Raw genomic sequence first — 25,074 nt, 5'->3', positions numbered from 1 at the left:
CAGCAGCAGGGATCAACTCACCGGTTCGATGATCCCGGAGCGTGCTTCCGGCGCGGACGACCGCAACGCGTCGGCGGCCTCGTCGCTCGGCTGCGACTGGGACTTCCGTTCCGCGTCCACCCGTGCCTTGTAGACCTCGACCTCGCGGGTGATCTGGTCCTTCGACCAGCCGAGCACCTCGCCCACCAGGACGCCGACCTGCTCGGCGCAGTCGACGCCGCGGTGCGCGTACTCGATCGAGATCCGCGTCCGGCGCGCGAGGACGTCTTCCAGGTGAAGCGCGCCCTCGTGGCTGGCCGCGTAGACGACCTCGACGCCGAGGTAGTCCGGCGCGTGCTCCAGCGGCTTGAGCAGTTCCGGCCGTCCTTCGCCGAGCGCGAGGACCTCGTGCACCATCGAGCCGTACCGGTCGAGCAGGTGACGGACGCGGTACGGGTGCAGGCCGTGCTCGATGGCCAGGTGGTCGGCCTGGTTCACCAGCGCGTGGTAGCCGTCGGCGCCCAGCAGCGGCACCTTGTCGGTGATGGACGGCTGCGGCCTGCCGGGCAGGTCGACGGCCGCGGCGTCGACGGCGTCGGCCGCCATCACCCGGTAGGTGGTGTATTTGCCGCCCGCGATCGCGACCAGTCCCGGCGCGACCCGCGCGACCGCGTGCTCACGCGAAAGCTTCGACGTCTCTTCGCTTTCCCCGGCGAGCAAAGGCCGGAGTCCCGCGTAGACACCTTCGATGTCGTCGTGCGTCAGCGGTGTCGCGAGCACGGTGTTGACGTGTTCGAGGAGGTAGTCGATGTCGTGCTTCGTCGCGGCGGGATGCGCGAGGTCGAGGTTCCAGTCGGTGTCGGTGGTTCCCACGATCCAGTGGTTGCGCCACGGGATGACGAACAGCACGGACTTCTCGGTGCGCAGGATCATGCCCGATTCCGAGACGATCCGGTCGCGCGGGACGACGATGTGCACGCCCTTGCTCGCCCGCACCCGGAACCGGCCGCGGCCACCGGAAAGCCGCTGCAGTTCGTCGGTCCAGACGCCGGTGCAGTTGACCACCGCGGAAGCGTGGATCTCGGTCTCGCGGCCGTCTTCGACGTCACGCACGCGGACACCGGAAATACGGTCCGCCTCGCGGAGGAAACCGACCACCTGGGTGGAGGTGCGCACCACGGCGCCGTAGTGCGCCGCGGTGCGGGCGACGGTCATCGTGTGGCGCGCGTCGTCGGATTGCGCGTCGTAGTAACGGATCCCGCCGATCAACGCGGACCGCTTCAGCGCCGGGACCATCCGCAGCGCGCCCGCGCGGCTCAGGTGCTTCTGGCCGGGGACCGACCGCGCGCCGCCCATCGTGTCGTACATCAGCAGGCCCGCCGCGGTGTACGGACGCTCCCAGATCCGGTGCGTCAGCGGGTACAGGAAGCTGACCGGCTTCACCAGATGCGGGGCGATCGTCGTCAGCATCAGCTCGCGTTCCCGCAGAGCTTCGCGCACCAGGCCGAATTCCAGCTGTTCGAGATAACGGAGCCCGCCGTGGAAGAGTTTGCTGGAGCGGCTCGACGTCCCTGAGGCGAGGTCGCGCGCTTCGACCAGCGCGACCCGCAGGCCACGCGTCGCGGCGTCGAGCGCCGTACCGGCCCCGACCACTCCGCCGCCGATCACGACGAGGTCGAATTTGTCCTCACCCAGCCGCTGCCACGACTCTTCCCGCTTGAGCGGTCCCAGCCTGGCGGGGCTGTTTTCGGCTTCGCGCTGAGAGCTTGCCACGTGACATTCCTCCTTGTGCCGCTGTGGCTCCAGCATCGCACGATCGGCCACGACCGGTCCGTTGTGCGGGTGACACGTGTGGCGTAACCCTCGCTGATCTTGCAAGAATTCGTCCGCTCAACGCCTGGAAGGAACAAATACGCGACGGTAACGTGCGTCGGACGTGGGTCGGCAAGGGCGCCGTAGCACACCGTGTACGACCCTGCGCGGAATGTCCAATGTGGAGGTCGTACGGTGAGTGTGGGAGCCATATTCGTCTGGGAACTGCTGGGAACGGCGGTCCTGATCCTGCTGGGTAACGGCGTGGTCGCCAACCACGTGTTGCGCAAGAACAACGGCCACAACGGTGGCGTCGTGATGATCACCCTCGGGTGGGCGTTCGCGGTCTTCACCGGTGCCAGCATCGCCGCGCCGAGCGGCGCGCATCTCAACCCCGCGGTGACACTGGGGCTCGCCATCGCGGACAAGACGAAGTGGGCGGACGTCCCGATCTACTTCGCCGGGCAGATGGTCGGCGCGATCCTCGGCGCCGTGCTCTGCTGGGCCACCTACAAACTCCAGTTCGACGACCACCCGAACCGCGACGAGACGCTCGGCATCTTCTCGACCGCGCCGCAGATCCCGAACAGGGCCTGGAACCTCGTCACCGAGATCATCGGCACCTTCGTGCTGGTGGCGTGGATCCTGCTCAGCCCGGTCTACGCCAACGCCGCGGGTGAGAGCGGAACGCCGAGTTTCGGCAACTCCGCGCTCGGCTACGCCGGTGTAGCGTTCGTCGTGCTGGTCATCGGCCAGTCCCTCGGTGGCCCGACCGGTTACGCCATCAACCCGGCCCGAGACCTCGGCCCCCGCATCGCGTACGCGTTCCTGCTGCCCATCAAGAACAAGGCCAACCCGAACTGGGGTTACTCCTGGGTCCCGGTCGTCGGCCCGCTGGTCGGCGGTGCCCTGGCCGCCCTGTTGTTCCTCGCCGTCCACAACCTCACCTGAGACTGGAGCTTCGATGACTTCGTACGTAGCCGCGATCGACCAGGGCACCACGTCGACCCGCTGCATGATCTTCAACCACTCCGGCCGGGTCGTCGCCGTCGACCAGCGCGAACACGAGCAGATCTTCCCGAAGGCAGGCTGGGTCGAGCACAACGCCGAGGAGATCTGGGAGAACACGCGAGCGGTCGCGGCGGGCGCGCTCGCCAAGGGAGACCTGGTCGCGAGCGACATCGTCGCGGTCGGCATCACCAACCAGCGCGAGACCACGCTGGTCTGGGACCGCACCACCGGCAAGCCCGTCTACAACGCCATCGTGTGGCAGGACACCCGCACCGACAAGATCGTCAACGACCTCGGCGCGCTCGGTGGCGGGCAGGAGCGCTACCGCGAGAAGGTGGGCCTGCCGCTGGCGACCTACTTCTCCGGACCGAAGATCAAGTGGATCCTCGACAACGTTGACGGCGCCCGCGCCAAGGCCGAAGCGGGCGACCTGATCTTCGGCAACATGGACACCTGGGTGCTGTGGAACATGACCGGCGGGGTCGACGGCGGCGTGCACGTCACCGACCCGACCAACGCCTCGCGGACCATGCTGATGGACCTCGACACGCTGGCATGGGACGCCGAGATCGCCAAGGAGATGACGATCCCGCTGTCGATGCTCCCGGAGATCCGGTCGTCCTCGGAGACCTACGGCAAGGTCCGTGAGAAGGGCGCGCTGGCCGGGGTCCCGATCTCGGGCATCCTCGGCGACCAGCAGGCGGCGACCTTCGGGCAGGCGTGCCTCTCGCCGGGTGAAGCGAAGAACACCTACGGCACCGGCAACTTCATGCTGCTCAACACCGGCACCGAGAAGGTCATGTCGGACAACGGGCTGCTCACCACGGTCTGCTACAAGATCGGCTCGAACGACACGGTGTACGCGCTCGAAGGGTCGATCGCGGTCACCGGTTCGCTCGTGCAGTGGCTGCGGGACAACCTCGGCCTGATCGGCTCCGCGGCCGAAGTCGAGGAGCACGCCCGCACCGTCGAGGACAACGGTGGCGCGTACTTCGTGCCGGCGTTCTCGGGCCTCTTCGCCCCATACTGGCGCTCCGACGCCCGCGGGGCGATCGTCGGCCTCACCCGGTTCGTCAACAAGGGGCACATTTCGCGGGCGGTCCTGGAGGCGACCGCGTTCCAGTCGCGCGAGGTGATCGACGCGATGAACGCCGACTCCGGCGTCCCGCTGAAGTCGCTGAAGGTCGACGGCGGCATGGTCGTCAACGAACTGCTCATGCAGTTCCAGGCCGACATCCTCGGCGTGCCCGTGATCCGCCCGGTGGTCAACGAGACCACCGCGCTCGGCGCGGCCTACGCGGCCGGTCTCGCGGTGGGCTTCTGGAAGAGCGAGGACGACATCCGCAACAACTGGGCGCAGGACAAGCAGTGGGACCCGTCGATGGACGAGGCCCGCCGCGAGTCCGAGTACCGCAACTGGAAGAAGGCCGTCACGAAGACCTTCGACTGGGTCGAGGGCGAAGACTGACCTGGTGAGTACATGAAGGCCCCCTTCCTTGCGCCTACGTACAGGAAGGGGGCCTTCATGTACTTCAACCGAGTGCTCCGCCACCGGTCTGCGGAGCGCCTTGTGGCGTCACCTTCACCTGCGGCTTCTTACCCGGCGACGGCGTGCCGCACGGCTTCGTCAGCGCTCCGTCGCCGACGCCTGCGGGGCGAGGAACACCCTCGCCGTCATCGCGAGCAGACCCGCGCCCGCGACGATTCCCTTGATCTTTCTCCCTCAACGCGAGCCCTCGCACAAAGGAACACAATTCGGGAAAGGGAATCGGTTGCCTTCCCGCGAAAAGACTCGTGAGCGGTAAGGACGGTTATTTGAGGGGTAAGGCAACCGTGGCGAGTGGCTCTGGCCGTGAAGGCCTCCTTGCCTACCCTGAGGGTCAGGGTCCCGGCAAAGTCGAGATCTTGCAGGTCAGGTGGCTATTCGCCGTCTGCGTGAGGCTGACGATGAAGGAATGGGGACGTTCAGTGTCCCCATTCCTTCACCGTCACGGGTCACACCGGTTGCGGAGCCCCCTGAGCGGGGAGGATTCCGGACGTTCAACGTCCGGAATCCTCCCCGCTCGACCCTTGCGGGCACCAGCGATATCAAGCCCGGATTACCAAAAGCAGCGCTGACCAGCAGCCCTGCGACTTTGCCGGAACCCTGGCGCCTAGGTAGTGAAAGAGTCCTTCACTACTCGCCGCTGTGATCCTTGGTGGCGCTGGGACGGAGGCGGCGCCAACCTCCCTGCCGAAGGTGTTCCCAATGCCGCATTGGGGACACTGAGCGTCTCCAATGCGGCATTGGGGGCAGCGGCTCTCGTCGGGGTGGGGGGTCGCGCCACCGTTGCCCTTCCCCTCACTGTTCCGGAGCTGATGATGTAGGAATTGGGACGTTCAGTGTCCAGATTCCCCATCGTCACCGAGTCGTGTCGGCTCAGACCTTGATCAAGCCGGTCCTTACCACTCACGAGTCAGCGAGCGGTTCCGCCGCCACCGGTTTGCGGCGCCCCCACCGGAATCTTCGAAACCTGACGCCCGGCCGCCGGTTTCACCGGCTGAACCGATTTCGGCGGCGTCCCCTTCGACGGTTTGGTCGTCGGAGGCGGGGTCACGGTCGGGGTCTTGCCCGGCGTGACTTCGAGATTGATCGTCACCGTCGTCGTCTTGCAGGTCGCCTTGACCGCGTAGAAGCCCGGCTTCGCCTTGTCGCTGATGTGCGCGACCGCGCCGAGGATCACCGGATCCTCGGAGGTCACCTCGAACTTCCCGATCTTGTCCAGCACCATCGACGTCACCTCGCCGAAGTCGGCCACCGCGCAGCCGACCGAGACCAGGACGTCCTCCCCCGCCGTCGACTTCGACGGGGACACCGCGACGAACGGGTACTGCATGGGCGGCGGGGTGAACGTCGTGGTCGGCGTGGATGACGGGACGTCGTCCTGCGCGAACGCGACGGCGGGAGCGGCGAGGGCCACCCCGCACGCCACCACCAGGGCGGACCGGTACCTGATCATGGGACTCACCTCGCGAGCAGCCGAGCGAAAACGATGATGTTGTCGAGATAGTTGTGCGACGCCTTGTCGAAGACCCCGCCGCAGGTGATGAGCCGCAGTTCCGGCTCGGTGGTGTCGCCGTAGACCGCGTCGGTGGGGAACTTGTCCTTCGCCACCCGCTCGACCTTCGTGACCGCGAACTCGGCCGTCGTACCGTCCTTGCGGGCGATCGAGACCTTGTCGCCGGGCGCCAGTTCCTTCAGCCGGAAGAAGATGCCCTTCTGCTTGTTCCCGTCCACGTGCCCGAGGATCACCGAAGGCCCGACCTCCCCCGGGGTCGGCCCGTTCACGTACCAGCCCGCCTGCATCGGCTTGGTCACCGGCGGCACCTCGACGGTGTTGTCCGCGTTGAGCCCGAGCGGGACCAGACTGGACTTCGCCTCGATCTTCGGCACGTCGATCGAGACCGGATCGGCCTTGGGCATCCCGTCGGCGGTGACGGCCTCGCCTTCCGGCTCGGCGCTCGGCGCCACCGGCGCCACCGGCGCCACGGACTGCTCCGTGACCTGCGGCGGAGCGGCCTGCCCGGTTTCCCCCGGACCGGACAGGACGACCGCCAGCGTCGCCAAGACGGCCAGCAGGACGACGACGAGCACCAGCGGTGCCCGTCGTCCTCGCCACCATGTCGACTTCATGTTCACCCCTCAAGGAAGCGGTGCGAGAGCGACGGAGCCGGTCCCGGCCCCCAGACCGGGACCGGCTCGATCGTTCACCCCCACGCCTGGCAAACGCCAGGCGCGACCGGACGGTTGCCCGCCCAGGTCACGAAATGGTCGCGATCGGTTCCGTGCTCCGGTTCCCCACAGCGGTTTCAAAGGGGCGAAGTTCAGGACGCCATGCTGCCGTCACCCGCGCGAGCGGCGCCGGAAGGTATCGCGCTCACCTGCCGGGGAGGAACGGAAAACGTTGCCGTATAAGTCTTTCCGTTGCAGTTGACGGTCAGCGGGTAGTGACCCGGCGCCGTGCCCTCCTTGAGGTCGACCTCCGCGCTGACGTTCGCCGGGACCCCGACGAGCGGGCCGTAGTCGTATTTGCCGACGCTCAGCACCGGCGAAGCGAACGTCGTCGACGTCGGCGCCTTCAGCCCATCGCCGGGGCACTGCGCCAGCGCCACATTGGACTCGCCGTACACGTACTTGTTGACGAGCCCGAGATCGTAGGCGGTGTCGTCGTTGAGCTGCACCGTGACGCCGGGGGTATCGGGCTGGGGCTGCTGGGCGAAACCGGTCGCCGGCCCCGCCAGCACCGCCGCACCGATCGCCACCACTCCGACGAGAACCCTGCGCACCACGAAAAACCCCTAGCTGTCAACGAAACACCCGACACGCGCTAGACGCGGGCATCCCCGCGATGGTTGCTCCGCCGGAGAAGATCAGTCCAAGTCGTCGTGGCGCATCAGCTGGCGGCCCGCCTCGGTGATCGATCCCGAGAGCGACGGGTACACCGAAAATGTCAGTGCCAAGTGTTCCACTGTGAGCTGGTTCTGGACGGCGAGCGCGATGGGAAGGATGAGTTCGCTCGCGTTCGGGGCCACTACCACCCCGCCGACGACCACGCCGGTGGCGGGGCGGCAGAACAGCTTCACGAAACCGCGTCGCAGGCCTTCCATCTTCGCGCGGGCGTTCGTCGCGAGCGGGAGCATGATGGTGCGGGCGGGCACCTCACCCGAGTCGATCGCCTGCTGGCTGATGCCGACGGTCGCGATCTCGGGGTGGGTGAACACGTTGGCGGCGACGGTCTTCAGCTTGATCGGCGCGACACCTTCGCCGAGCGCGTGCCACATCGCGATGCGGCCCTGCATGCTGGCCACCGAGGCGAGCATGAGCACGCCGGTGCAGTCGCCCGCGGCGTAGATGCCGGGCGCGCTCGTGCGGGAAACACGGTCGACGCCGATGAAGCCGCCGGGGCCAGGCTCGATGCCGACCTTCTCCAGGCCGATGTCGACGGTGTTGGGCACGGAACCGACGGTCATCAGCGCGTGGCTGGCTTCGATCACGCGGCCGTCGGCGAGGTGGATCTCGACGCCCTTTTCGGTGCGCTCGACCTTGTCGGCGCGGGCCTGCTTGGCGACCGTGGTGCCGCGCTGCGAGAAGACCTCTTCGAGTACGGCGGCGGCGTCGGCGTCTTCGTGCGGCAGGACACGGTCGCGGCTGGACACGACGGTGACCTTGACGCCCATTTCGGTGTAGGCCGAGGCGAACTCGGCGCCGGTGACGCCCGAACCGATGACGGCCAGGTGCTCGGGCAGTTCGCGCAGGTCGTAGAGCTGGCGCCAGTCGAGGATGCGCTCGCCGTCCGGCACCGCGCCGGGCAGTACGCGCGGGGTGGCGCCGGTCGAGATGAGGACGACGTCGGCGTCGAGGACCTCGACGGTGCCGTCGTGGGTGGTGACGGCGACCTTGTGCGTGGCGAGGCCGGTCTCTTCGTCGTCGAACCGGCCCTGGCCGATGAGGACGCGGACGCCTTCGCGCTGGACGCGGGCGCGGATGTCGGCGGACTGCGCGAGCGCGAGGCCCTTCACGCGGCCGTGGACGGTCGGCAGGTCGACACTGGTGTCCGCCATGTCGGTGTTGATGCCGAGTTCGCGGAGGTCGTGCATGTTCGCGAGCGCGCCGGAGGAGGCGATGAACGTCTTCGACGGAACACAGTCGTAGAGCACGCACGCGCCGCCGAGACCGTCGCGTTCGACGATGGTGACGTCGGCTCCGTGCTGGGCCGCGACCAGTGCCGCTTCGTAACCGGCGGGGCCTCCGCCCATGATCACGATCTTGGTCACTGGTCTCCTCCTCGCAGCGGTGTCTGTGACTGCGTTTACCGTACGCGGGCGACCGCTGGGCGGATTGAGTGGCCGGACACGGCATGTACGTCCGGCCGGGTGACCGCCGGGTCGCTAGGCTGTCGCCGTGCCGTTGTATGCCGCGTATGGATCCAATATGGAGCCCGCCCAGATGTTGGAGCGCGCTCCGCACTCGCCCATGGCCGGCACCGGCTGGCTGGAAGGCTGGAGGTTGACCTTCGGCGGCGAGGACATGGGCTGGGAAGGCGCGCTGGCCACGATCGTCGAAGACCCGGGCTCCCGGGTCTTCGTGGTGCTGTACGACGTCACCCCGCTGGACGAGGACGGCCTCGACCGCTGGGAAGGCGGCGAGCTCGGCATGCACACCAAGCTCCGCCTGCGCGTACAGACCATGGACGGCTCCGTCCTGCCCTGGCTGTACGTCCTGGACGCCTACGAGGGCGGCCTCCCGTCGGCGCGCTACCTCGGCGTTCTCGCCGACGCGGCCGAGGCCGCGGGCGCCCCCGCCGACTACGTCGACGCGCTCCGCACCCGCCCCTGCCAGGGCATCTCCGGCTGATCACGCGTGTTCTCCGCCCAATCACGCGAGGTCTCCGCCTGATCACGCGACCGCGCGCATCTCGAACGCCCTGGTCAGCTCGGCCAGGACACGTTGGGGATCACGCAGGTCCGCCGCCGACGCCCGGATCGTGATCCACCCCCGTCGAGCCATCCGTGCGTCTCGCTCGGAGTCATAGTCGTTGCGCCCCTCGTGGGAAGCGAAGCCGTCGTACTCCAGCGCGATCCGCCGCGACGGCCACGCCATGTCGAGTACGTACAGCTTGCGACCCTCGATCGTGGTGATCTCGTACTGCACCTCCGGTATCGGGAATCCTGCCTCGACGACGATCAGCCGAAGGATGCTTTCCGGCGGGGATTCCGCCTTGCCGGTCGCCAGGTCGAGCAGCAGAAGAGCCCTGTGGATACCTCGCCGGTCGCGGCGATCCATGATCCGGTCCCGGACGTTCTCACGCAGTGCCCGGACATGGTCCGGCGCAAGCCCGTGCATCGCCTCGTCCAGCGCGGCGATCGCGGTTCGCTTGTCACCGTCGCAGAGAAAATCGGCCAGCGCCAGATCCAAGGAGAACGTCGCGAGCCCGTCGAGTTCGATGACGTCCGAAGGCCGAAAATCGGCGTAGTGGATGACCAAACCCGGCTTCGGCTTGTTCCGTCGCGAGGAGGGCACCGTCACGTGGATGCTCGTGTCGTCCACAGCCGATATCCCATGTAGCGCAAGGGATGTAGCTCCTGACAAGGCAGCAGGTTGCTCCACCACGAGCAGAGCGGCCTGCGCCCGCGTGGTCAGTTCGAGCGAATCGGCGGCATGGATGACGACTCCCCGCCATGGCTGCGCCAGGACACCCGTGGCCAGTCCTTCAAGGACCATCCGGCGTCCCAGAATCCTGTCGGCCTCACTACGCGAGACCGCCCCATGTCGTCCTCCCCAGTCGATCATGACTTCGAGAGTCGCCGGTTCCGGAGCTTCTGGAAAGCCCCTATCCACAACCTGTGGATAACTCCATAGGTTGTGGATAACCCTGTGGACAGGTGTTCGACACCGGAAGTGGCGAACACCTGTGACCAGGTGGAGGTCACGCGTGATCAGGGGGAGAACACGCGTGATTGGATGGAGATCAGGCCAGGGTGGCCAGGGCGGTGTGGACCAGTGTGCGGACACCGCACAGGAGGGCACGCTCGTCGAGGGTGAACGTCGGGCGGTGGATGTCGGCCATGGGGCCTTCACCGGGCCAAACGCCGAGGCGCGCGAAGGCGCCTTGGACGTGCTCCAGGTACCAGCCGAAGTCCTCGCCGCCGGACGACTGCTCGGTCCCGGCCACGCCGGTCTCGCCCAGCGCGGCTTCGACACCGGCCCGCATCAGCGCGGTCGACTCCGGGTCGGAGACGACCGGCGGGACGCCGCGGCGATAGTCGAGCGAGAACCCGACGCCGGTCGGCGCGAGCAGCGACTCGACCGAAGACGCGACGAGCGGCTCCAGCATCGTCCAGACCTCGTGGTCCGCGGTCCGGAGCGTGCCGCGCAGCACCCCGTCCTGCGGGACGGCGTTGGCCGCCTGCCCGGCGTGCACCGCACCCCAGACCAGCACGGTCCCGGAACGCGGGTCGACGCGCCGCGACAGGACCGCGGGCAGCGACGTGATCACGGTGCCGAGGGCGTGCACCAGGTCCGCGGTCAGATGCGGCCGCGAGGTGTGCCCGCCCGGCGAGGTGAGCCGCAGCTCGATGAGGTCCGCGGCGGACGTCAGCGCGCCCTCGCGCAGGCCGACCTTGCCGACCTCGAGCCGCGGATCGCAGTGCAGCCCGTAGATCCGCTCGACGCCTTCCATCGCACCCGCGGCGATCATGTCCAGCGCGCCGCCGGGCATGACCTCCTCGGCGGGCTGGAAGATCAGCCGCACGCGTCCCGGCAGCTCCGGCGCGCCGGCCAGTGCCCGCGCCGCGCCCAGCAGGATCGCGGTGTGCGCGTCGTGCCCGCACATATGCGCGGCGCCGTCGGTCTTGGAGGCGTACGGGAGCCCGGTGGCCTCGGTCAGCGGCAGGGCGTCCATGTCGGCGCGCAGCGCGACGCAGCGGTCGCCGCTGCCGATGTCGCAGACGACGCCGGTGCCCACCGGGAGCACCCATGGCTTCAGCCCGACCGAGCGGAGCAGGGACATGACCATCTCGGTGGTCGCGAATTCGTGGCGGGAGAGTTCCGGGTGCGCGTGAATGTGCCGTCGCCACGCGAGGACGTCGGTCGCGTTCGCGCGAAGCCAGTCGTCGAGCCAGAAGGGGCCACGCCCGGCACCCAGATCATCCACAGGTGTCATGCTGACGCCGGCCTCGGAGATCAGCGCGGTGGGCGCCTCTTTAGGGGCAACGACGCGACCCTCGGGGTCGCCTGGAATGTCCGGACGTGAATCGAGCACCGTCACGCCGCACCTCCTCCCGCAACACAGTTGCCTTCGTCTACCACCGTACGAGTGGTCACTGAAGACACGCTGGGTGCCGTTCGATCTGTGATACGCATTTGCGATAGATCGTGCACCATGCAGATGACAAGCCGCTCGTCGAGTGATCGAGCTGGAGATGGCCGGTAGTGGATCTGCGTTGAACGGCTTCGAGGAGTTCTGCCCGGGCTAAGCGGAGAGTCCTTCTACTTACCGGTAGCGGTTCAGGACTTTTTCTTCTTGGAACGGGCGCGACGACCGAGGACGACCAACCCCAGCAGTACCACCGCGATGACGCCCGCGATGATCTTGTTCTTGGTCTCCTGGCTGTTGGCCTTGTCGGTCTCGGCGGGGTCGAGCACCGGTCCCGGCGGCACCTGCGACGGCACCTCGTGCACCGTCGCTGCCTGCATGATCACCGGCGAAGCGGCCGGGATCGCCGCGGCGGGCGCGGCCTGCGCGACCGGAGCACAGACGACCAGCCCGGCGGCGATCAGCCCGGCCAGCTGCCCGAGGCGAGACCTTTTCGGCATGACTCCCTTTCGTCGGCACTCGTTCGTCGACAGAGTGCGGATCCGATTCTGCACTCTGCCGCGTCCCCGCGTCAGCCGCCACGCGGAGGACCGGAAAACGCCGACAGGATCCGTTGAGCGGCCAGCGTCGGGGTCAGTTCACCGTCCCGGACCGCCCGTTCGACGTCCGGAACGACCGCTCGCACGTCCGGATGCGCGGCGAGCCGCCCGAGCAGCTGTTCGCGGACCATCGCCCAGGTCCATTCCACCTGCTGCCGCCGTCGCCGCCCGTCCAGTTCACCGGACGCGGTCAGCACGTCACGGTGACGGCCGATCGCGGCCCACACCTCGTCCAGCCCGACGTCGGTGAGCGCACTGCACGTCAGCACCGGCGGGGTCCACTCGGCGTCACGTCCGTAGATCATCCGCAGGGCACCTGCGAGTTCGCGGGCCGCACGCTTCGCATCGCGTTCGTGGTCGCCGTCGGCCTTGTTGACCGCGATGACGTCGGCCAGTTCGAGGACGCCCTTCTTGATCCCCTGCAGCTGGTCGCCGGTGCGGGCCAGCGTCAGGAACAGGAAGCAGTCGACCATGTTCGCCACGGTCACCTCGGACTGCCCGACGCCGACGGTCTCGACCAGCACGATGTCGTATCCGGCCGCTTCCATCAGCACGATCGTCTCGCGGGTCGCCCGCGCGACACCGCCGAGAGTCCCCGAAGTCGGCGACGGACGGATGAACGCCTTCGGGTCCACCGCGAGCCGCGCCATCCGGGTCTTGTCGCCCAGGATCGAGCCGCCGGTCTTGGTCGACGACGGGTCGACGGCCAGCACGGCCACCTTGTGCCCCGCCTCGGTCAGGTCTGTGCCGAGCTGGTCGATGAAGGTCGACTTGCCGACCCCCGGGACGCCGGTGATGCCGACCCGTCGTGCGCCGCCCGCGTGCGGGAGCAGCTCGATCAGCAGCTCCTGCGCCTGCGCCCGATGGTCTTCCCGGTTGGACTCGACGAGTGTGATCGCCCGCGAAAGCAGGCCGCGGTCACCCGCGAGGACGCCCTTGGCCAGCGCCCCGACATCGATCTTGCGCGGCAAGGTTCAAGACTCCTGGACGGTCAGCTGTCCGATGAGGTCGATCGCCGCGTCGGCGATGACCGTGCCGGGACCGAAGATCGCCGCCGCGCCCGCCGCGCGCAGCTCCTCGTAGTCCTGCGGCGGGATGACGCCGCCGACCACGACGATGATGTCCTCGCGGCCCTGTTCGGCGAGTTCGGCGCGCAGCGCGGGGACCAGCGAGAGGTGCCCTGCCGCCAGCGACGAAACCCCGATGACGTGCACGTCCGCCTCGATCGCCTGCCGCGCGACCTCGCCGGGCGTGGAGAACAGCGGGCCGACGTCGACGTCGAAACCGATGTCGGCGAAGCCCGTCGCGATCACCTTCTGGCCGCGGTCGTGACCGTCCTGGCCCATCTTCGCGACCAGGATCCGGGGACGGCGGCCTTCCTCCTCGGCGAACTTCTCGACCAGCTCGCGCGCCTGCTCGACGTTCTCGGCCTTGCCGACCTCCTCGCGGTACACACCGGAGATGGTACGAATCTGACCGGAGTGGCGCCCCCAGATCTTCTCCAGCGAGTCGGAGATCTCGCCGACCGTCGCCTTCGCCCTGGCGGCGTCGATGGCCAGCGCGAGCAGGTTGCCGTCGGACTGAGCACCCGCCGTGAGCCGCCGGAGCGCGTCCTGCGTCGCGTCCTCGTCCCGCTCTTCGCGCAGCCGCCGCAGTTTCTCCAGCTGCTGCGTGCGGACGCCGGCGTTGTCGACCTTGAGCACGTCGATCTGCTCGTCGTCGGTGACCTTGTACTTGTTGATGCCGATCACCGGCTGACGGCCGGAGTCGATCCGCGCCTGGGTCCGCGCCGCGGCTTCCTCGATCCGCAGCTTCGGGATGCCCGCGTCGATGGCCTTCGCCATCCCGCCCGCCTGCTCTACCTCGGTGATGTGGCCCCACGCCTTGCGGGCGAGGTCGTACGTCAGCTTCTCGACGAACGCGCTGCCGCCCCACGGGTCGATGACGCGCGTCGTGCCGGATTCCTGCTGCAGCAGCAACTGCGTGTTCCGCGCGATGCGGGCCGAGAAGTCCGTCGGCAGTGCGAGGGCCTCGTCGAGGGCGTTGGTGTGCAGCGACTGCGTATGCCCCTGGGTCGCCGCCATCGCCTCGACGCAGGTGCGGACGACGTTGTTGTAGACGTCCTGCGCGGTCAGCGACCAGCCGGAGGTCTGCGAATGCGTGCGCAGCGACAGGGACTTCGACGACTTCGGTTCGAAGCCCTTCACCAGTTTCGCCCACAGCAACCGCGCCGCGCGGAGCTTCGCGACCTCCATGAAGAAGTTCATCCCGATCGCCCAGAAGAAGGACAGTCGCGGCGCGAACTTGTCGACGTCCAGCCCGGCCTCAGTGCCGGCGCGGAGGTACTCGACGCCGTCCGCGAGCGTGTACGCCAGCTCCAGATCGGCGGTCGCCCCGGCTTCCTGCATGTGATAGCCGGAGATGGAGATCGAGTTGTACTTCGGCATGTTCCGCGAGGTGAACGAGAAGATGTCCGAAATGATCCGCATCGACGGCTGCGGCGGGTAGATGTAGGTGTTGCGGACCATGAACTCCTTGAGGATGTCGTTCTGGATGGTCCCGGCCAGTTTGTCCGGCGTGACACCCTGTTCCTCGGCCGCGACGACGTACAGCGCGAGCACCGGCAGGACGGCGCCGTTCATGGTCATCGAAACGCTCATCTTGTCGAGCGGGATGCCGTCGAAGAGCTGGCGCATGTCGTAGATCGAGTCGATCGCGACACCCGCCATGCCGACGTCACCGGCGACGCGCGGGTGGTCGGAGTCGTAGCCGCGGTGCGTCGCGAGGTCGAAGGCGACCGAAAGACCCTTCTGCCCGGCGGCGAGGTTGCGGCGGTAGAAGGCGTTCGACTCCTCGGCGGTGGAGAAACCCGCGTACTGGCGGATGGTCCACGGCTGGTTGACATACATCGTCGGGTACGGGCCGCGCAGATACGGCGCGACACCGGGATACGTGCCGAGGAAGTCCACTCCGGACAGATCGTCGGCGGTGTAGACCGGTTTGACGCCGATGCCTTCCGGCGTCTCCCACGCGAGCGCGTCGGGGCCCTTGCCGGTGGCGGCGTGCAGGGCTTCGGTCCACTGAGGACGGTCGACCGGGTCTGGGGTGCCGAGGTCGACGCCGGCGAAGTTCGGGATCGTCATCACTGCACTCCGAGCTCGTTCAACGTGCCGGTCAGGACTTCGAGGGCGTCGCAGCCCGTGAAGAGATAACCCGAGACGTCCGCGTGATCGCCGGGTTTACCGGCGAGAAGCACGGACGTGGCGCCTGCTTCCTTCAACGCCTTCGCGACGCTGTCGGCTTCCTCCGCGTAGGAAGTGTTGCTTCCGCAGAGGCAGGCGATCTTCGTTCCGCTGGCCCGGAATTCCGCCACGACGTCGTCGGGGGCGCCGGGGTTCACGGCTTCGATCCCGCCCGCTTGGAACAGGTTCGCCGCGAAACTCGCCCGTCCGGTGTGCGCCGCGACGGGGCCGAGAGTGGCGAGGAAGACGCGGGGACGGCTGGGGTGCGCGTCCGCCCGGTCCCGCAGGGCTTCGAAGGCCTCGGCGTACCGATGCCGGGGCAGGCCGCCGTCCGGCAGGTCTTCGACGGGATCACGAACGACCGATTTCTCGGTCAGGTTGGGGAATTCGCTGACGCCGGTGATCGGGTCGCGACGAGTGGAGAGCCGCTTCGACCGCTTTTCCCAGGTTTCGGCGAGGCGTCCGGCGAGCGCGCCGGAGGCCAGTTCGGCCTCGATCCCGCCCGCTGCCTCGATGGCGGTGAACTCGCGCCACGCGGCCTTGGCGAGATCGTCGGTGAGGTTCTCGACGTACCAGGAGCCGCCCGCCGGATCGATGACACCGGCGAGTTTGGACTCCTCCAGCAGGACGGCGTGTGTATTGCGCGCGATCCGCGCGGAGAACGCGTCCGGCTGGCCGATCGCGGCGTCGAACGGGAGCACGGTGATCGCGTCCGCGCCGCCGACCCCGGCGCCGAAACAGGCGAGCGTGGTCCGCAGCATGTTCACCCACGGGTCACGCTGGGTCAGCATCGCGGGCGAGGTGACCGCGTGCTGCCGCATACCGGAAGCCTTGCCGTCCTTGCCGCTGGCAACCTCGGTGACCCTGGCCCACAGACGCCGCGCGGCACGGAACTTCGCGATCGTGAGGAACTGGTCGGCCGTGGCGGCGAGCCGGAACTCGAGCTGACCGGCCGCGGTGTCGACGTCCAGCCCCGCTTCGGTGAGCACCCGCAGGTAGGCGACGCCCGCCGCGATGGTCGCGCCGAGTTCCTGCGCGTCCGAACCGCCCGCCTCGTGGAACGGCAGGCCGTCGGCCACGATCGTCCGCACCTTCGGGTGACTGGCGGCGACGCGCGCCGCCAGTTCCGCGGCGGGGGCGAGCGGATGCGCCGAACCGGTGCGCGCGGTCAGGCCGATCGGGTCGGCGCCGAGCGTCGCGGTGACCGCGCTCGCCGGGATCTCCCGTTCGGCGAAGAGTTCCAGCAGAGCCGCGGCCGCCGCTTCGTACTCTTCGCCCGCGTCGAGGGTGACAGGCGCTAGGTCGACGTAGACCTCGTTCAGCGCGTCGGCCAGATCGGCGACAGGGACGCCGGTCGCGCCCACACGCAGCCAGATCGAGCTGACGCCGCCTTCGAGGTCGGCGAGGATCGCGGTGTTCGTGACCTTGGCGTCGCGGCGCGCGTACCGGGCGCGGATGTCCCAGCCCGTCGTCACCGAACCCTCCGGGCGGGCGCTTCTCACGAACGGCGGAAGACCGGGGAAGCCCGTTCCCTCGACCGTGTCATCGGCGGTGTAGAGCGGCTGGATCTCCAAGCCGTCATACGTCCGGGTGACTAGCTTGCTTTCGGGCAGGCCGTCGAACCCCTCGTCGATCGCGCCGCTCTTGCGCAGCACTCCGGCGACGAGTTCGCGCCACTGCTCGCGGCTCGCTTCCGGGAACTCGGCCGCGAGGGCCAACTCCTCAGGCTCGTCGGGGGTCCGCACTGACTCCGTCTCGGCCACTTCCGTCATAACCAACGATGTTAACGGCCCATAACAGGACTCACTTGTGACGCTAGTCGCGCCGAGGGGTGGCCTCTTCACTCCTCCAGGGCACGGCGCATCGGCCCGCCACACGGGCATACGACACAATTGGGGCCGTGCCGTCCGACACCACCGAGTCCAGCGAGAGCCCCGGCGACGAGAAGCGTGTCGTAGCCGGGCGATATCGGTTGCGCTCGGTGATCGGATCGGGGTCGATGGGCACCGTCTGGTCGGCCTACGACGAGTTCCTGCACCGCCCGGTCGCGGTCAAAGAAGTCCGCCTCCCGCCCGGCGTCCCGACCGCGCAGGCCGACGAACTGCGCGAACGGACCCTGCGCGAAGCCCGCGCGATCGCCGTCCTGAGTCACCCGAACGTGATCATCCTGCACGACGTCGCGCGCGAGAACGACGAACCCTTCGTGGTCATGGAGCTGCTGCCGTCCCGCAGCCTCGCGCACATCCTGCGCGACCACGGACCGCTGACGGTCGAGCAGGCGGCGGCGGTCGGCATCGCGGTGGCGTCCGCCCTCGAAGCCGCGCACGCCGCCGGGATCACCCACCGTGACGTCAAACCGGGGAACGTCCTGGTCGCGGGCGACGGCCGGATCAAGCTCACCGACTTCGGCATCGCCAGGAACGTCTCCGAAGCCACCATGACCCGTACCGGGATGATGCTGGGCTCCCCCGCCTACATCGCGCCCGAAGTCGCCTCCGGCGGTGCCGTCGTCCCGGCCGCGGACCTGTGGGGCCTCGGCGCGACGCTGTTCGCCGCCATCGAGGGCTCGCCGCCCTACGACGCCGACGGCGACCCGCTCGAAACGGTCGGCAAGGTCGTCAACGGCAAGGTGCCGAAGCCCGGCCCCGGCCCGCTGTCCGACGTCATCGGCGCGCTCATGAAGAAGGAGCCGTCGAAGCGGATCACCCTGCGCGAGGTGCGGCGGCGCCTGTACCCGTTGCAGGCCAAGACCCTGATCGACCTCTTCCCCGCCGAGCTGTTCCACACGCCCGACGGCAAGAAGACCACCGCGCACCTGGACGCGACCGACACCCAGGTGATCAAGCCGGTCCTCCCCGACAAACCGGGCGAGGGCACGAGTTCCGAACTCGCCGCCGACCCGGGACCACTGCCGTTCCTGAACCCGCCCGCGGCGGCTCCGGAACCCCGCCCCTCGGAACCCCGGCCGTTGGCGCACCCGGCCGAACCCGCGCCGATGCCGACGGTCACGCCCGCGGTGCCGCGTCCGCCGAGCCGGTCGACGGCGGCAACGGTGGCACTGGCGCTCGCGTCGGTCATCGTGTTCCTCCTGGCCGCGGGCGGCGGGTTCGTCCTGGCCAGGACGGTCGGCGGGCAGGATTTGCGACCACCGGAAGGGGCGCCGCAGGGCGGCACGATCGTCACTCGGCCGCCGCCCGAGCTGGTCACACAGCAGGGTGACGCGAGCACGGTGAACGGCGTCAAAGGCGGCCGGTTCAGCATCGGTGTGCCGAAGGACTGGAAGAAGTTCGTCGCCCCGCACGTCACCAGGGGTGTGCCGAGCACGGTGGTCCAGTACGTCTCGCCCGACGGCGGGCAGGTCATCCGGATCGAGCGGCTGACCGGCTTCCTCTCCGACAATCCGCCTCCGGCCTACTTCAGCTGGCTGAAGTCGCAGAGCCCCGAGGTCTCCCTCATCGGGGAACCCGCCCCCGTGCCCGGCCGGGGCGACAACAGCATGCGGTACGTCTACCGGACGACCGAGCGCTCCGCCGCGGCCAGGGACTCCTCGAACGAGAGCATCACGCGCACGACGTTCATGGACTTGTTCAGCGGGGGCGTCGACCTGTGGATCCTCTCGGTGACCTCGCCGATCGAGCAGGAGACGTCGGCGAAGACCGCGGTCTTCGAGCCGGTCGCGCAGTCACTCGTCGTCGACGGCTAGCCGCGCGAAGTACGCCTTCGAAGCCCGCTGCTGCGCCAGCCTCCGCAGTATCGAAAGCAGCCTGTCGCCGAGCACGGTCTCCACGACGGCGATCTCGATGATCCGTTCCACCGACTCGACCCCGGCGATGCCTTCGAGGTCCAGGTCGGCGGTCCGGTCCGCGACCTCGGCGTAGGCGTCGAGCTTTTCGAGGTACCAGCCGTGCCCAACGTCCCGGATCGCGCACAGGACGCCGACCAGGGCCTGAATGATCGGGTCGTCGTCGTCCTTGCACGGCCAGTCCCGGCGCCCGGCGAGGTCACGAACCGTGCCGAGCGCCCATTCCCGGCTTTCGTCGTCGACGACCTGGCGGGAACTCGTGATGCCGTCCTGTGCGATGCCGAGGATGCGGTGGGGGCTGGCTTCCCCGGCGTCGACCGCGGCGAGCACCTCACCGACCGTCGCGAGCGAAAGGCCGCCGACGTCCATCAGCGCCCTGATCAGCTTGATCCGCTGGACGTGCCCGTCGTCGTACTTCGCCTGATTGGGGCTGGTCCGCTCGCCCGGCGGGAGCAGCCCTTCCCGCAGGTAGTACTTGATCGTGGCGACCGGGACCCCGGCCTTTTCGCTCAGCTCCGCCATCCGCACGCGTTGTCACTCCGATCTCGGGGACGGTTCCAGGGTCATCCCTGAAGACTTCTCAGGATGGATAGTTTAGCTTCCCATAACGGAGAGCATGACTATCCATTCCGGGAGGGACCCATGACCATCTTGACCGATCTCCGCGAGAGAACCCGCACCTGGCATCGCGGTTCGTATCGCTGCGCCCAGGCCTTCGCCGTGATCACCGGGCTTTGCGTGCTGGCCATGCTGATCGACCAGCGGACGCTGAACGGCGCGCCGCTCTGGGCGAAACCGTTCAAATTCGCCGTCTCCGCCGTGCTGTACTTCTTCGCGTGGAGCTGGCTCGTCTCGCTGCTGCCGAAGTTCCGGCGGACGGCGAGCGTGCTGACGAACGTCCTCGTCGTGATCTTCGCGGCCGAGTACGCCCTGATCGTGTTCCAGGCCGCCCGCGTCCGGGCGAGCCACTTCAACAACGCGACCTCGCTGGACAACACGATCTTCCAGGTCATGGGCGGGATGATCGCCACGCTGTGGATGGTCAACCTCGTCCTGACGATCGTCGTCATGTTCACCCGGCTCCCCGACCGCGCGACGACGTGGGCGGCCCGGATCGGCGCGGTCCTCGGCATGATCGGGATCTCGCTGGCGACGCTGATGAGCGGTCCCACCCCGGACCAGCAGGCCTTGCTCGACGCGACCGGTCAGTCCGCGATGATCGGCGCGCATACCGTCGGGCTCGCCGACGGCGGCCCCGGCCTGCCGATCCTCGGCTGGAGCACGGTCGGCGGCGACCTGCGGATCCCGCATTTCATCGGCCTGCACGGTCTTCAGGCACTTCCGCTGCTCGCACTCGCCCTCGGCGTCCTGGCCGCGCGGTACCCGCGGCTTCGCGACGACGTCGTCCGGCTGCGACTGGTCGTGATCGCCGGTGTCGGCTACGCGGGACTTCTCGCCCTGCTCACCTGGCAGGCGCTGCGCGGCCAGTCGATCGTCGCCCCCGACGGTCGAACCCTGATCGCGGTCGCCTTGCTGGTCGGGGGCGTCGCCTTTAGCGGGCTAATCGCGATCGGGCGGCCGGCGAAGGATCGAGAGCTGGATGGCTCCCTGCGATGAGCGTCGAGACCCTGTTCACCTGGACCTTCCCGCTGGCGACGCCGTTCTGGCTGCTGATGATCTTCCTGCCGGGCTGGTCGTGGACCCGCCGGATCATGGCCTCGCCGTGGGTGCCGCTGCTGCCGCTGATCCCGTACTTCGCGCTCGCCATCCCGCATCTCGGCGAGTTGTGGACAGCGGTGAGCAGGCCGGAGCTGGACGTCCTCAGCGCGTTCACCGGTTCGCCGTACGGGGCGGCCGCGATCTGGGCGCACCTGATCGCGTTCGACCTGTTCATCGCGCGGTGGATGTACCTCGAATCCCGCGAGCACCGCATCCACCCGCTGATGACGGGCCCGATCCTGGCGCTCACGATCTTCCTGTCCCCGTTCGGGCTGGTGGCGTTCCTGCTCGTGCGAAGTGTCCGGATACGCTCGTCGCATGAGTGAGAACGAGGTCGCGGCGGCCGCCGCCATCGCCGAACGCACCGGCGTCGAGAAGCACGACATCGCCGTCGTGCTCGGTTCGGGCTGGCGCCCGGCGGCGGACGTCATCGGGGAGCCGGACGCGGAGATCCCGCTGGGCGAACTGCCCGGATTCGTAGCGCCGGGCGCGGTCGGGCACGGGGGAACCGCCCGGTCGGTCCGCGTCGGCGAAAAGCGCGCGCTGATCATGCTGGGCCGCACCCACTTCTACGAGGGCAAGGGCATCGACCCGGTCGTGCACAACGTGCGCACCGCCGCGGCCGCGGGCGCACAGACGGTGCTGCTGACCAACGCGGCCGGCGGCCTGCGCGAGGGTTTCCGTGTCGGTCAGCCGGTGCTGATCTCCGACCACCTGAACCTGACCGCGCGCTCACCGATCGTCGGCGCGAACTTCGTCGACCTGACGGATCTCTACTCGAAGCGGCTGCGCGACATCGCGCGCGAAATCGACCCCTCGTTGGAAGAGGGTGTCTACGCGGGGCTGACCGGGCCGCATTTCGAGACTCCGGCGGAGATCCACATGCTGCGGACGCTCGGCGCCGACCTCGTCGGCATGTCGACGGTGCTGGAGGCCATCGCCGCCCGCGCCGCCGGGGTCGAGGTGTTCGGGCTTTCGCTGGTGACCAACCTGGCGGCCGGGATGACCGGCGAGCCGCTGAACCACGAAGAGGTGCTCGAAGCGGGCCGCCAGTCGGCGACGCGGATGGGCACCCTGCTGAAGGAACTCGTCACCCGCGCCTAGAAGTACATGAAGGCCCCCTTACTTGCGTCTAGCGCAAGCAAGGGGGCCTTCATGTACTTGTCAGCCCGCGACCTCGGCAGATCGATCGCGCCCTCTCCGACGTACCCGTAGGCTGACTCGGTGACGACTTCCTTGACCCCGGAGCTCCGGGATCGGGCGTTCCGCTGGATCGCCGACGATCCGGACGACGATTCCCGTGTCGAGCTCCAGAACATCCTCGCCCGCGCGATGGGCGGCGAAGCCGGTGCGGTGGACGAACTCGCGGACCGGATGGCGGGCCCGCTCGAGTTCGGCACCGCCGGACTGCGCGGCCCGGTGCGTTCGGGCCCCAATGGGATGAACGTCGCGGTCGTCACCCGCACCACCGCCGGAGTCGCGGCCTGGCTTACCGCGCAAGGACATTCGGGCGGGGTCGTGGTGGTCGGCCGCGACGCGCGACACGGTTCGGAGGCCTTCGCCAAGGCCGCCGCCGAGGTGCTGTCGGCCGCAGGATTCGCGGTGAAGGTGCTGCCAGGTCCGCTGCCGACGCCGGTGCTCGCGTTCGCCGTGCTGGAACTCGGCGCTGTCGCGGGCATCCAGATCACCGCGTCGCACAATCCCCCCGCCGACAACGGTTACAAGCTCTACGACGCGACCGGCGGCCAGATCGCCCCGCCTTCGGACGGCCAGATCGAGCGAGCCATCGAAGCCGCTCCCCCGGCCGTCAGCGTTCCGCGCGAGCCGGGCGCCGAGGTGCTGGGCGACGAACTCCGGGACGCGTATCTCGCCAAGGTCACCCTTCTGCCACGTGGCCCGGAACGCGGGGTCAAGGTCGCCGCGACGGCGTTGCACGGCGTCGGCGCGGAGACTCTGCGTGCCGCTTTCGACCGCGCGGGTTTCACCGAGCTGAGTTTGGTGGCCGAGCAGTCCACGCCGGACCCCGACTTCCCGACGGTCGCCTTCCCGAACCCGGAGGAACCCGGCGCGACGGACCTTTTGCTCGCGCTGGCGTCCGAAGTGGACGCCGATCTGGCGATCGCGCTCGACCCCGACGCCGACCGGTGCGCGCTGGGTGTGCGCGAACGGGACGGTGCGTGGCGGATGCTGCGGGGCGACGAAACCGGCGTCCTCCTCGGCTGGCACGTTCTGTCTACTGTGGACACTGTGGATCCGCTCGTGGCGACCACGATCGTGTCGTCGTCGATGCTGGGCGAAGTCGCGAAGGAATTCGGAGCGCGCTACGCGGAGACGTTGACCGGGTTCAAATGGCTGGTCCGCGCGGGCGATGGCCTCGTGTTCGCCTACGAAGAGGCGCTCGGCCTCTGCGTGAACCCCGGTTTCGTGCGCGACAAGGACGGTATCGCCGCCGCCGTGCTCGCCGCGGGACTAACCGCCTCCCTGCGCGCGGCGGGCCGCGGACCGCTGGACGTCCTCGACGAACTGGCCGTGAAGCACGGGGTGCACGTGACGGATCAGGTCTCGCTCCGGGTCACCGATCTGTCGGTGCGGGAGAAGCTGATGGCCGGCCTGCGCGCCGCTCCCCCGGCGTCACTGGGCGGCACCGACGTCACGATGGAGGATCTCCTGCCCGACGCCGACGTCCTCCGCCTGACCGGCGAAGGCCTGCGCGTGGTGATCAGGCCGTCCGGGACCGAGCCGAAGCTGAAGGCGTACCTGCAGGTGAAACAGCCGGTGACCGGCGACCTCGCCGAGGCGCGCACCTCCGCCGACGCGCGGCTGGCCGCGCTCCGGGCCGACATCGAGTCCCGTCTGGCCTGACATGCCCAAGCTGCTGATCGTCCACCACACGCCTTCGCCCTCCACGCAGGCGATGTTCGAAGCCGTGCTCTCCGGCGCGAAGCATCCGGACATCGAGGGCGTCGACGTCGTGCGCCGCCCGGCACTGGGCGCGACCGTGCCCGACGTCCTCGACGCGGACGGCTACCTGCTCGGCACCCCGGCGAATCTCGGTTACATGTCCGGGGCGCTGAAGCATTTCTTCGACACCGTCTACTACCCGTGCCTGGATTCCACGCGCGGGCGGCCGTTCGGTTTCTTCGTGCACGGCAACAACGACACCGCCGGGACCGTGCGCGGAATCGAGAGCATCACCACCGGCCTCGGCTGGGAGCGCGCGGCTTCCCCGGTCCTCGTCACCGGCGAACCGGGCAAAGAGGATCTGGCGGCTTGTTTCGAACTGGGCGGCACCCTCTCGGCCACCCTCATGGCCTGAGGTAGCGAAGGACTCTTTCACTACCTTCAGGGTAGGCAAGGAGGCCTTCACGACATCGAGGGCCGACGCAACTAGGGCCTGTTTCAGAAGTGGGTCTTGGTTTGAGATGATCTTCGTGTGGGGCGTGGTGACCTGACGGATGAGCAGTGGGCGAAGCTGGAACCGTTGCTGCCTATTGGGAAGAAGCCGGGTCGTCCGCCGGTGCATCCGCGGCGGCAGTTGATCGACGGGATCCGGTTTCGGGTGCGTACGGGTGTTCAGTGGCGGGATGTGCCGGCCCGGTATGGGCCCTGGCAGACGGTGTATGGGTTGTTCCGGCGGTGGCAGCGGGACGGGACCTGGAAACGGATTCTGGCCCTGTTGCAGGCCCAGGCGGACGCGGATGGGCTGATCACGTGGGATGTGAGTGTTGATTCCACGGTGGCTCGCGCGCACCAGCATGCTGCTGGTGCGCGAAAAAAGGGGCTGAGCAGCGTGAACCGCCGGGCGGGGTCGACGTCGAGCCGGACGATCACGGGATCGGCCGATCGCGGGGCGGGCTGAGCACCAAGCTGCATCTGTGCTGCGAACAGGGCCAGAAACCCCTGTCGATGGTGGTCACCGCCGGGCAGAGGAATGACTCGCCGCAGTTCACGACCGTGCTGGAGCGGATCAGCGTGCCCCGGTCCGGGCGGGGACGTGCTCGCAGCCGACCGGACCGGGTGCTGGCGGACAAGGCATACGGTTCCCGCGCCAACCG

23 protein-coding genes are annotated in these 25,074 nt (G+C 68.6%); 11 read left to right on the top strand and 12 right to left on the bottom strand.

The features are described 5' to 3' along the window. Positions 1–12: 12 nt before the first annotated feature. Entirely contained in the window at positions 13–1,752 is a 1,740-nt protein-coding gene (locus ACLARN_RS18350) for a glycerol-3-phosphate dehydrogenase/oxidase (protein WP_409492640.1), read from the bottom strand. Between the two features lie 234 nt (positions 1,753–1,986). Between ACLARN_RS18350 and ACLARN_RS18345 the strand changes: the two genes are divergently transcribed. Together ACLARN_RS18345 and glpK are read left to right on the top strand one after the other, a co-directional pair. Next, the gene (locus ACLARN_RS18345; RefSeq protein WP_409492639.1) at positions 1,987–2,742 is read left to right on the top strand and encodes an MIP/aquaporin family protein; all 756 of its coding nucleotides are present in this window, start codon (positions 1,987–1,989) and stop codon (positions 2,740–2,742) included. Positions 2,743–2,755: 13 nt separating this feature from the next. Continuing rightward, entirely contained in the window at positions 2,756–4,270 is a 1,515-nt protein-coding gene (glpK, locus tag ACLARN_RS18340; protein WP_409492638.1) for a glycerol kinase GlpK, read from the top strand. Positions 4,271–5,258: 988 nt separating this feature from the next. On the opposite strand, the gene ACLARN_RS18335 is transcribed toward glpK, so the two are convergent. The 4 genes from ACLARN_RS18335 to ACLARN_RS18320 form a co-directional block, all read right to left on the bottom strand. Then, positions 5,259–5,801: a hypothetical protein gene (locus tag ACLARN_RS18335; protein WP_409492637.1), complete on the bottom strand. Its 543-nt coding sequence runs from the start codon at positions 5,799–5,801 to the stop codon at positions 5,259–5,261. Positions 5,802–5,806: 5 nt separating this feature from the next. Next, complete coding sequence (locus tag ACLARN_RS18330) at positions 5,807–6,475, bottom strand: class F sortase (RefSeq protein ID WP_409492636.1); 669 nt, start codon at positions 6,473–6,475, stop codon at positions 5,807–5,809. Between the two features lie 191 nt (positions 6,476–6,666). Beyond that, the gene (locus ACLARN_RS18325; protein ID WP_409492635.1) at positions 6,667–7,131 is read right to left on the bottom strand and encodes a hypothetical protein; all 465 of its coding nucleotides are present in this window, start codon (positions 7,129–7,131) and stop codon (positions 6,667–6,669) included. A gap of 81 nt (positions 7,132–7,212) precedes the next feature. Further along, positions 7,213–8,616 carry an NAD(P)H-quinone dehydrogenase gene (locus tag ACLARN_RS18320; RefSeq protein WP_076163186.1) on the bottom strand — a complete coding sequence of 468 codons (1,404 nt, stop codon included), beginning with the start codon at positions 8,614–8,616 and terminating at the stop codon, positions 7,213–7,215. Positions 8,617–8,743: 127 nt separating this feature from the next. On the opposite strand from ACLARN_RS18320, the gene ACLARN_RS18315 reads away from it, so the two are divergent. Beyond that, positions 8,744–9,196, top strand: coding sequence for a gamma-glutamylcyclotransferase (locus tag ACLARN_RS18315; protein WP_409492634.1), 453 nt, complete (start codon positions 8,744–8,746; stop codon positions 9,194–9,196). A gap of 42 nt (positions 9,197–9,238) precedes the next feature. On the opposite strand, the gene ACLARN_RS18310 is transcribed toward ACLARN_RS18315, so the two are convergent. From ACLARN_RS18310 to ACLARN_RS18285, 6 genes are all read right to left on the bottom strand, one after another. Then, on the bottom strand, positions 9,239–10,132 hold the full coding sequence (locus tag ACLARN_RS18310; protein ID WP_409492633.1) for an endonuclease domain-containing protein: 894 nt from the start codon (positions 10,130–10,132) through the stop codon (positions 9,239–9,241). A 178-nt stretch (positions 10,133–10,310) separates the two neighbouring features. Continuing rightward, the gene (locus tag ACLARN_RS18305) at positions 10,311–11,609 is read right to left on the bottom strand and encodes an amidohydrolase (protein ID WP_409492632.1); all 1,299 of its coding nucleotides are present in this window, start codon (positions 11,607–11,609) and stop codon (positions 10,311–10,313) included. 239 nt (positions 11,610–11,848) lie between these two features. Beyond that, entirely contained in the window at positions 11,849–12,157 is a 309-nt protein-coding gene (locus ACLARN_RS18300) for a hypothetical protein (protein WP_409492631.1), read from the bottom strand. Positions 12,158–12,228: 71 nt separating this feature from the next. Next, on the bottom strand, positions 12,229–13,227 hold the full coding sequence (gene meaB / locus ACLARN_RS18295) for a methylmalonyl Co-A mutase-associated GTPase MeaB (protein ID WP_409492630.1): 999 nt from the start codon (positions 13,225–13,227) through the stop codon (positions 12,229–12,231). A gap of 3 nt (positions 13,228–13,230) precedes the next feature. Then, complete coding sequence (scpA, locus tag ACLARN_RS18290; protein ID WP_409492629.1) at positions 13,231–15,399, bottom strand: methylmalonyl-CoA mutase; 2,169 nt, start codon at positions 15,397–15,399, stop codon at positions 13,231–13,233. Further along, entirely contained in the window at positions 15,399–17,270 is a 1,872-nt protein-coding gene (locus ACLARN_RS18285) for a methylmalonyl-CoA mutase family protein (RefSeq protein WP_409492628.1), read from the bottom strand. Before ACLARN_RS18285 ends, scpA begins: the two co-directional genes overlap by 1 nt. A gap of 128 nt (positions 17,271–17,398) precedes the next feature. On the opposite strand from ACLARN_RS18285, the gene ACLARN_RS18280 reads away from it, so the two are divergent. Beyond that, entirely contained in the window at positions 17,399–19,201 is a 1,803-nt protein-coding gene (locus tag ACLARN_RS18280; protein WP_409492627.1) for a serine/threonine-protein kinase, read from the top strand. On the opposite strand, the gene ACLARN_RS18275 is transcribed toward ACLARN_RS18280, so the two are convergent. Beyond that, a complete protein-coding gene (locus tag ACLARN_RS18275; RefSeq protein ID WP_409492626.1) occupies positions 19,181–19,822 on the bottom strand; it encodes a MerR family transcriptional regulator in 642 nt (213 codons plus the stop codon). The two genes, ACLARN_RS18280 and ACLARN_RS18275, sit on opposite strands and share 21 nt — an antisense overlap. Before the next feature lie 120 nt (positions 19,823–19,942). Between ACLARN_RS18275 and ACLARN_RS18270 the strand changes: the two genes are divergently transcribed. From ACLARN_RS18270 to ACLARN_RS18240, 7 genes are all read left to right on the top strand, one after another. Further along, positions 19,943–20,917, top strand: a complete 975-nt coding sequence (locus ACLARN_RS18270; protein WP_409492625.1) for a hypothetical protein — start codon at positions 19,943–19,945, stop codon at positions 20,915–20,917. Then, positions 20,914–21,345, top strand: a complete 432-nt coding sequence (locus ACLARN_RS18265; protein WP_409492624.1) for an ABA4-like family protein — start codon at positions 20,914–20,916, stop codon at positions 21,343–21,345. Before ACLARN_RS18270 ends, ACLARN_RS18265 begins: the two co-directional genes overlap by 4 nt. Continuing rightward, positions 21,338–22,123, top strand: a complete 786-nt coding sequence (locus tag ACLARN_RS18260; RefSeq protein WP_409492623.1) for a purine-nucleoside phosphorylase — start codon at positions 21,338–21,340, stop codon at positions 22,121–22,123. The genes ACLARN_RS18265 and ACLARN_RS18260 overlap by 8 nt, the downstream gene beginning before the upstream one ends. A gap of 120 nt (positions 22,124–22,243) precedes the next feature. After that, entirely contained in the window at positions 22,244–23,881 is a 1,638-nt protein-coding gene (locus tag ACLARN_RS18255) for a phospho-sugar mutase (RefSeq protein ID WP_409492622.1), read from the top strand. Between the two features lies 1 nt (position 23,882). Next, the gene (locus tag ACLARN_RS18250) at positions 23,883–24,335 is read left to right on the top strand and encodes a flavodoxin family protein (RefSeq protein WP_409492621.1); all 453 of its coding nucleotides are present in this window, start codon (positions 23,883–23,885) and stop codon (positions 24,333–24,335) included. 117 nt (positions 24,336–24,452) lie between these two features. Next, positions 24,453–24,878: an IS5 family transposase gene (locus ACLARN_RS18245; RefSeq protein WP_409492620.1), complete on the top strand. Its 426-nt coding sequence runs from the start codon at positions 24,453–24,455 to the stop codon at positions 24,876–24,878. Continuing rightward, a partial coding sequence (locus ACLARN_RS18240) for a transposase (RefSeq protein ID WP_409492810.1) occupies positions 24,854–25,074 on the top strand: 221 nt, incomplete at its 3' end. The genes ACLARN_RS18245 and ACLARN_RS18240, both read left to right, overlap by 25 nt.

This window comes from Amycolatopsis sp. cmx-11-12 (assembly GCF_046269425.1).
Taxonomy (GTDB): Bacteria; Actinomycetota; Actinomycetes; order Mycobacteriales; family Pseudonocardiaceae; genus Amycolatopsis.
The sequence above is the reverse complement of the archived record's forward strand: the minus strand, read 5'-3'. Positions and strand labels throughout refer to the sequence as shown.

Bases quoted from the DNA above. Each gene is read 5' to 3' on its own strand.
- glpK (WP_409492638.1), top strand. From the start codon at position 2,756: ATGACTTCGTACGTAGCCGCGATCGACCAGGGCACCACGTCGACCCGC.
- ACLARN_RS18335 (WP_409492637.1), bottom strand. From the start codon at position 5,801: ATGATCAGGTACCGGTCCGCCCTGGTGGTGGCGTGCGGGGTGGCCCTC.
- ACLARN_RS18330 (WP_409492636.1), bottom strand. From the start codon at position 6,475: ATGAAGTCGACATGGTGGCGAGGACGACGGGCACCGCTGGTGCTCGTC.
- ACLARN_RS18310 (WP_409492633.1), bottom strand. From the start codon at position 10,132: ATGATCGACTGGGGAGGACGACATGGGGCGGTCTCGCGTAGTGAGGCC.
- ACLARN_RS18300 (WP_409492631.1), bottom strand. From the start codon at position 12,157: ATGCCGAAAAGGTCTCGCCTCGGGCAGCTGGCCGGGCTGATCGCCGCC.
- scpA (WP_409492629.1), bottom strand. From the start codon at position 15,399: ATGACGATCCCGAACTTCGCCGGCGTCGACCTCGGCACCCCAGACCCG.
- ACLARN_RS18285 (WP_409492628.1), bottom strand. From the start codon at position 17,270: ATGACGGAAGTGGCCGAGACGGAGTCAGTGCGGACCCCCGACGAGCCT.
- ACLARN_RS18275 (WP_409492626.1), bottom strand. From the start codon at position 19,822: ATGGCGGAGCTGAGCGAAAAGGCCGGGGTCCCGGTCGCCACGATCAAG.
- ACLARN_RS18270 (WP_409492625.1), top strand. From the start codon at position 19,943: ATGACCATCTTGACCGATCTCCGCGAGAGAACCCGCACCTGGCATCGC.
- ACLARN_RS18265 (WP_409492624.1), top strand. From the start codon at position 20,914: ATGAGCGTCGAGACCCTGTTCACCTGGACCTTCCCGCTGGCGACGCCG.
- ACLARN_RS18260 (WP_409492623.1), top strand. From the start codon at position 21,338: ATGAGTGAGAACGAGGTCGCGGCGGCCGCCGCCATCGCCGAACGCACC.
- ACLARN_RS18250 (WP_409492621.1), top strand. From the start codon at position 23,883: ATGCCCAAGCTGCTGATCGTCCACCACACGCCTTCGCCCTCCACGCAG.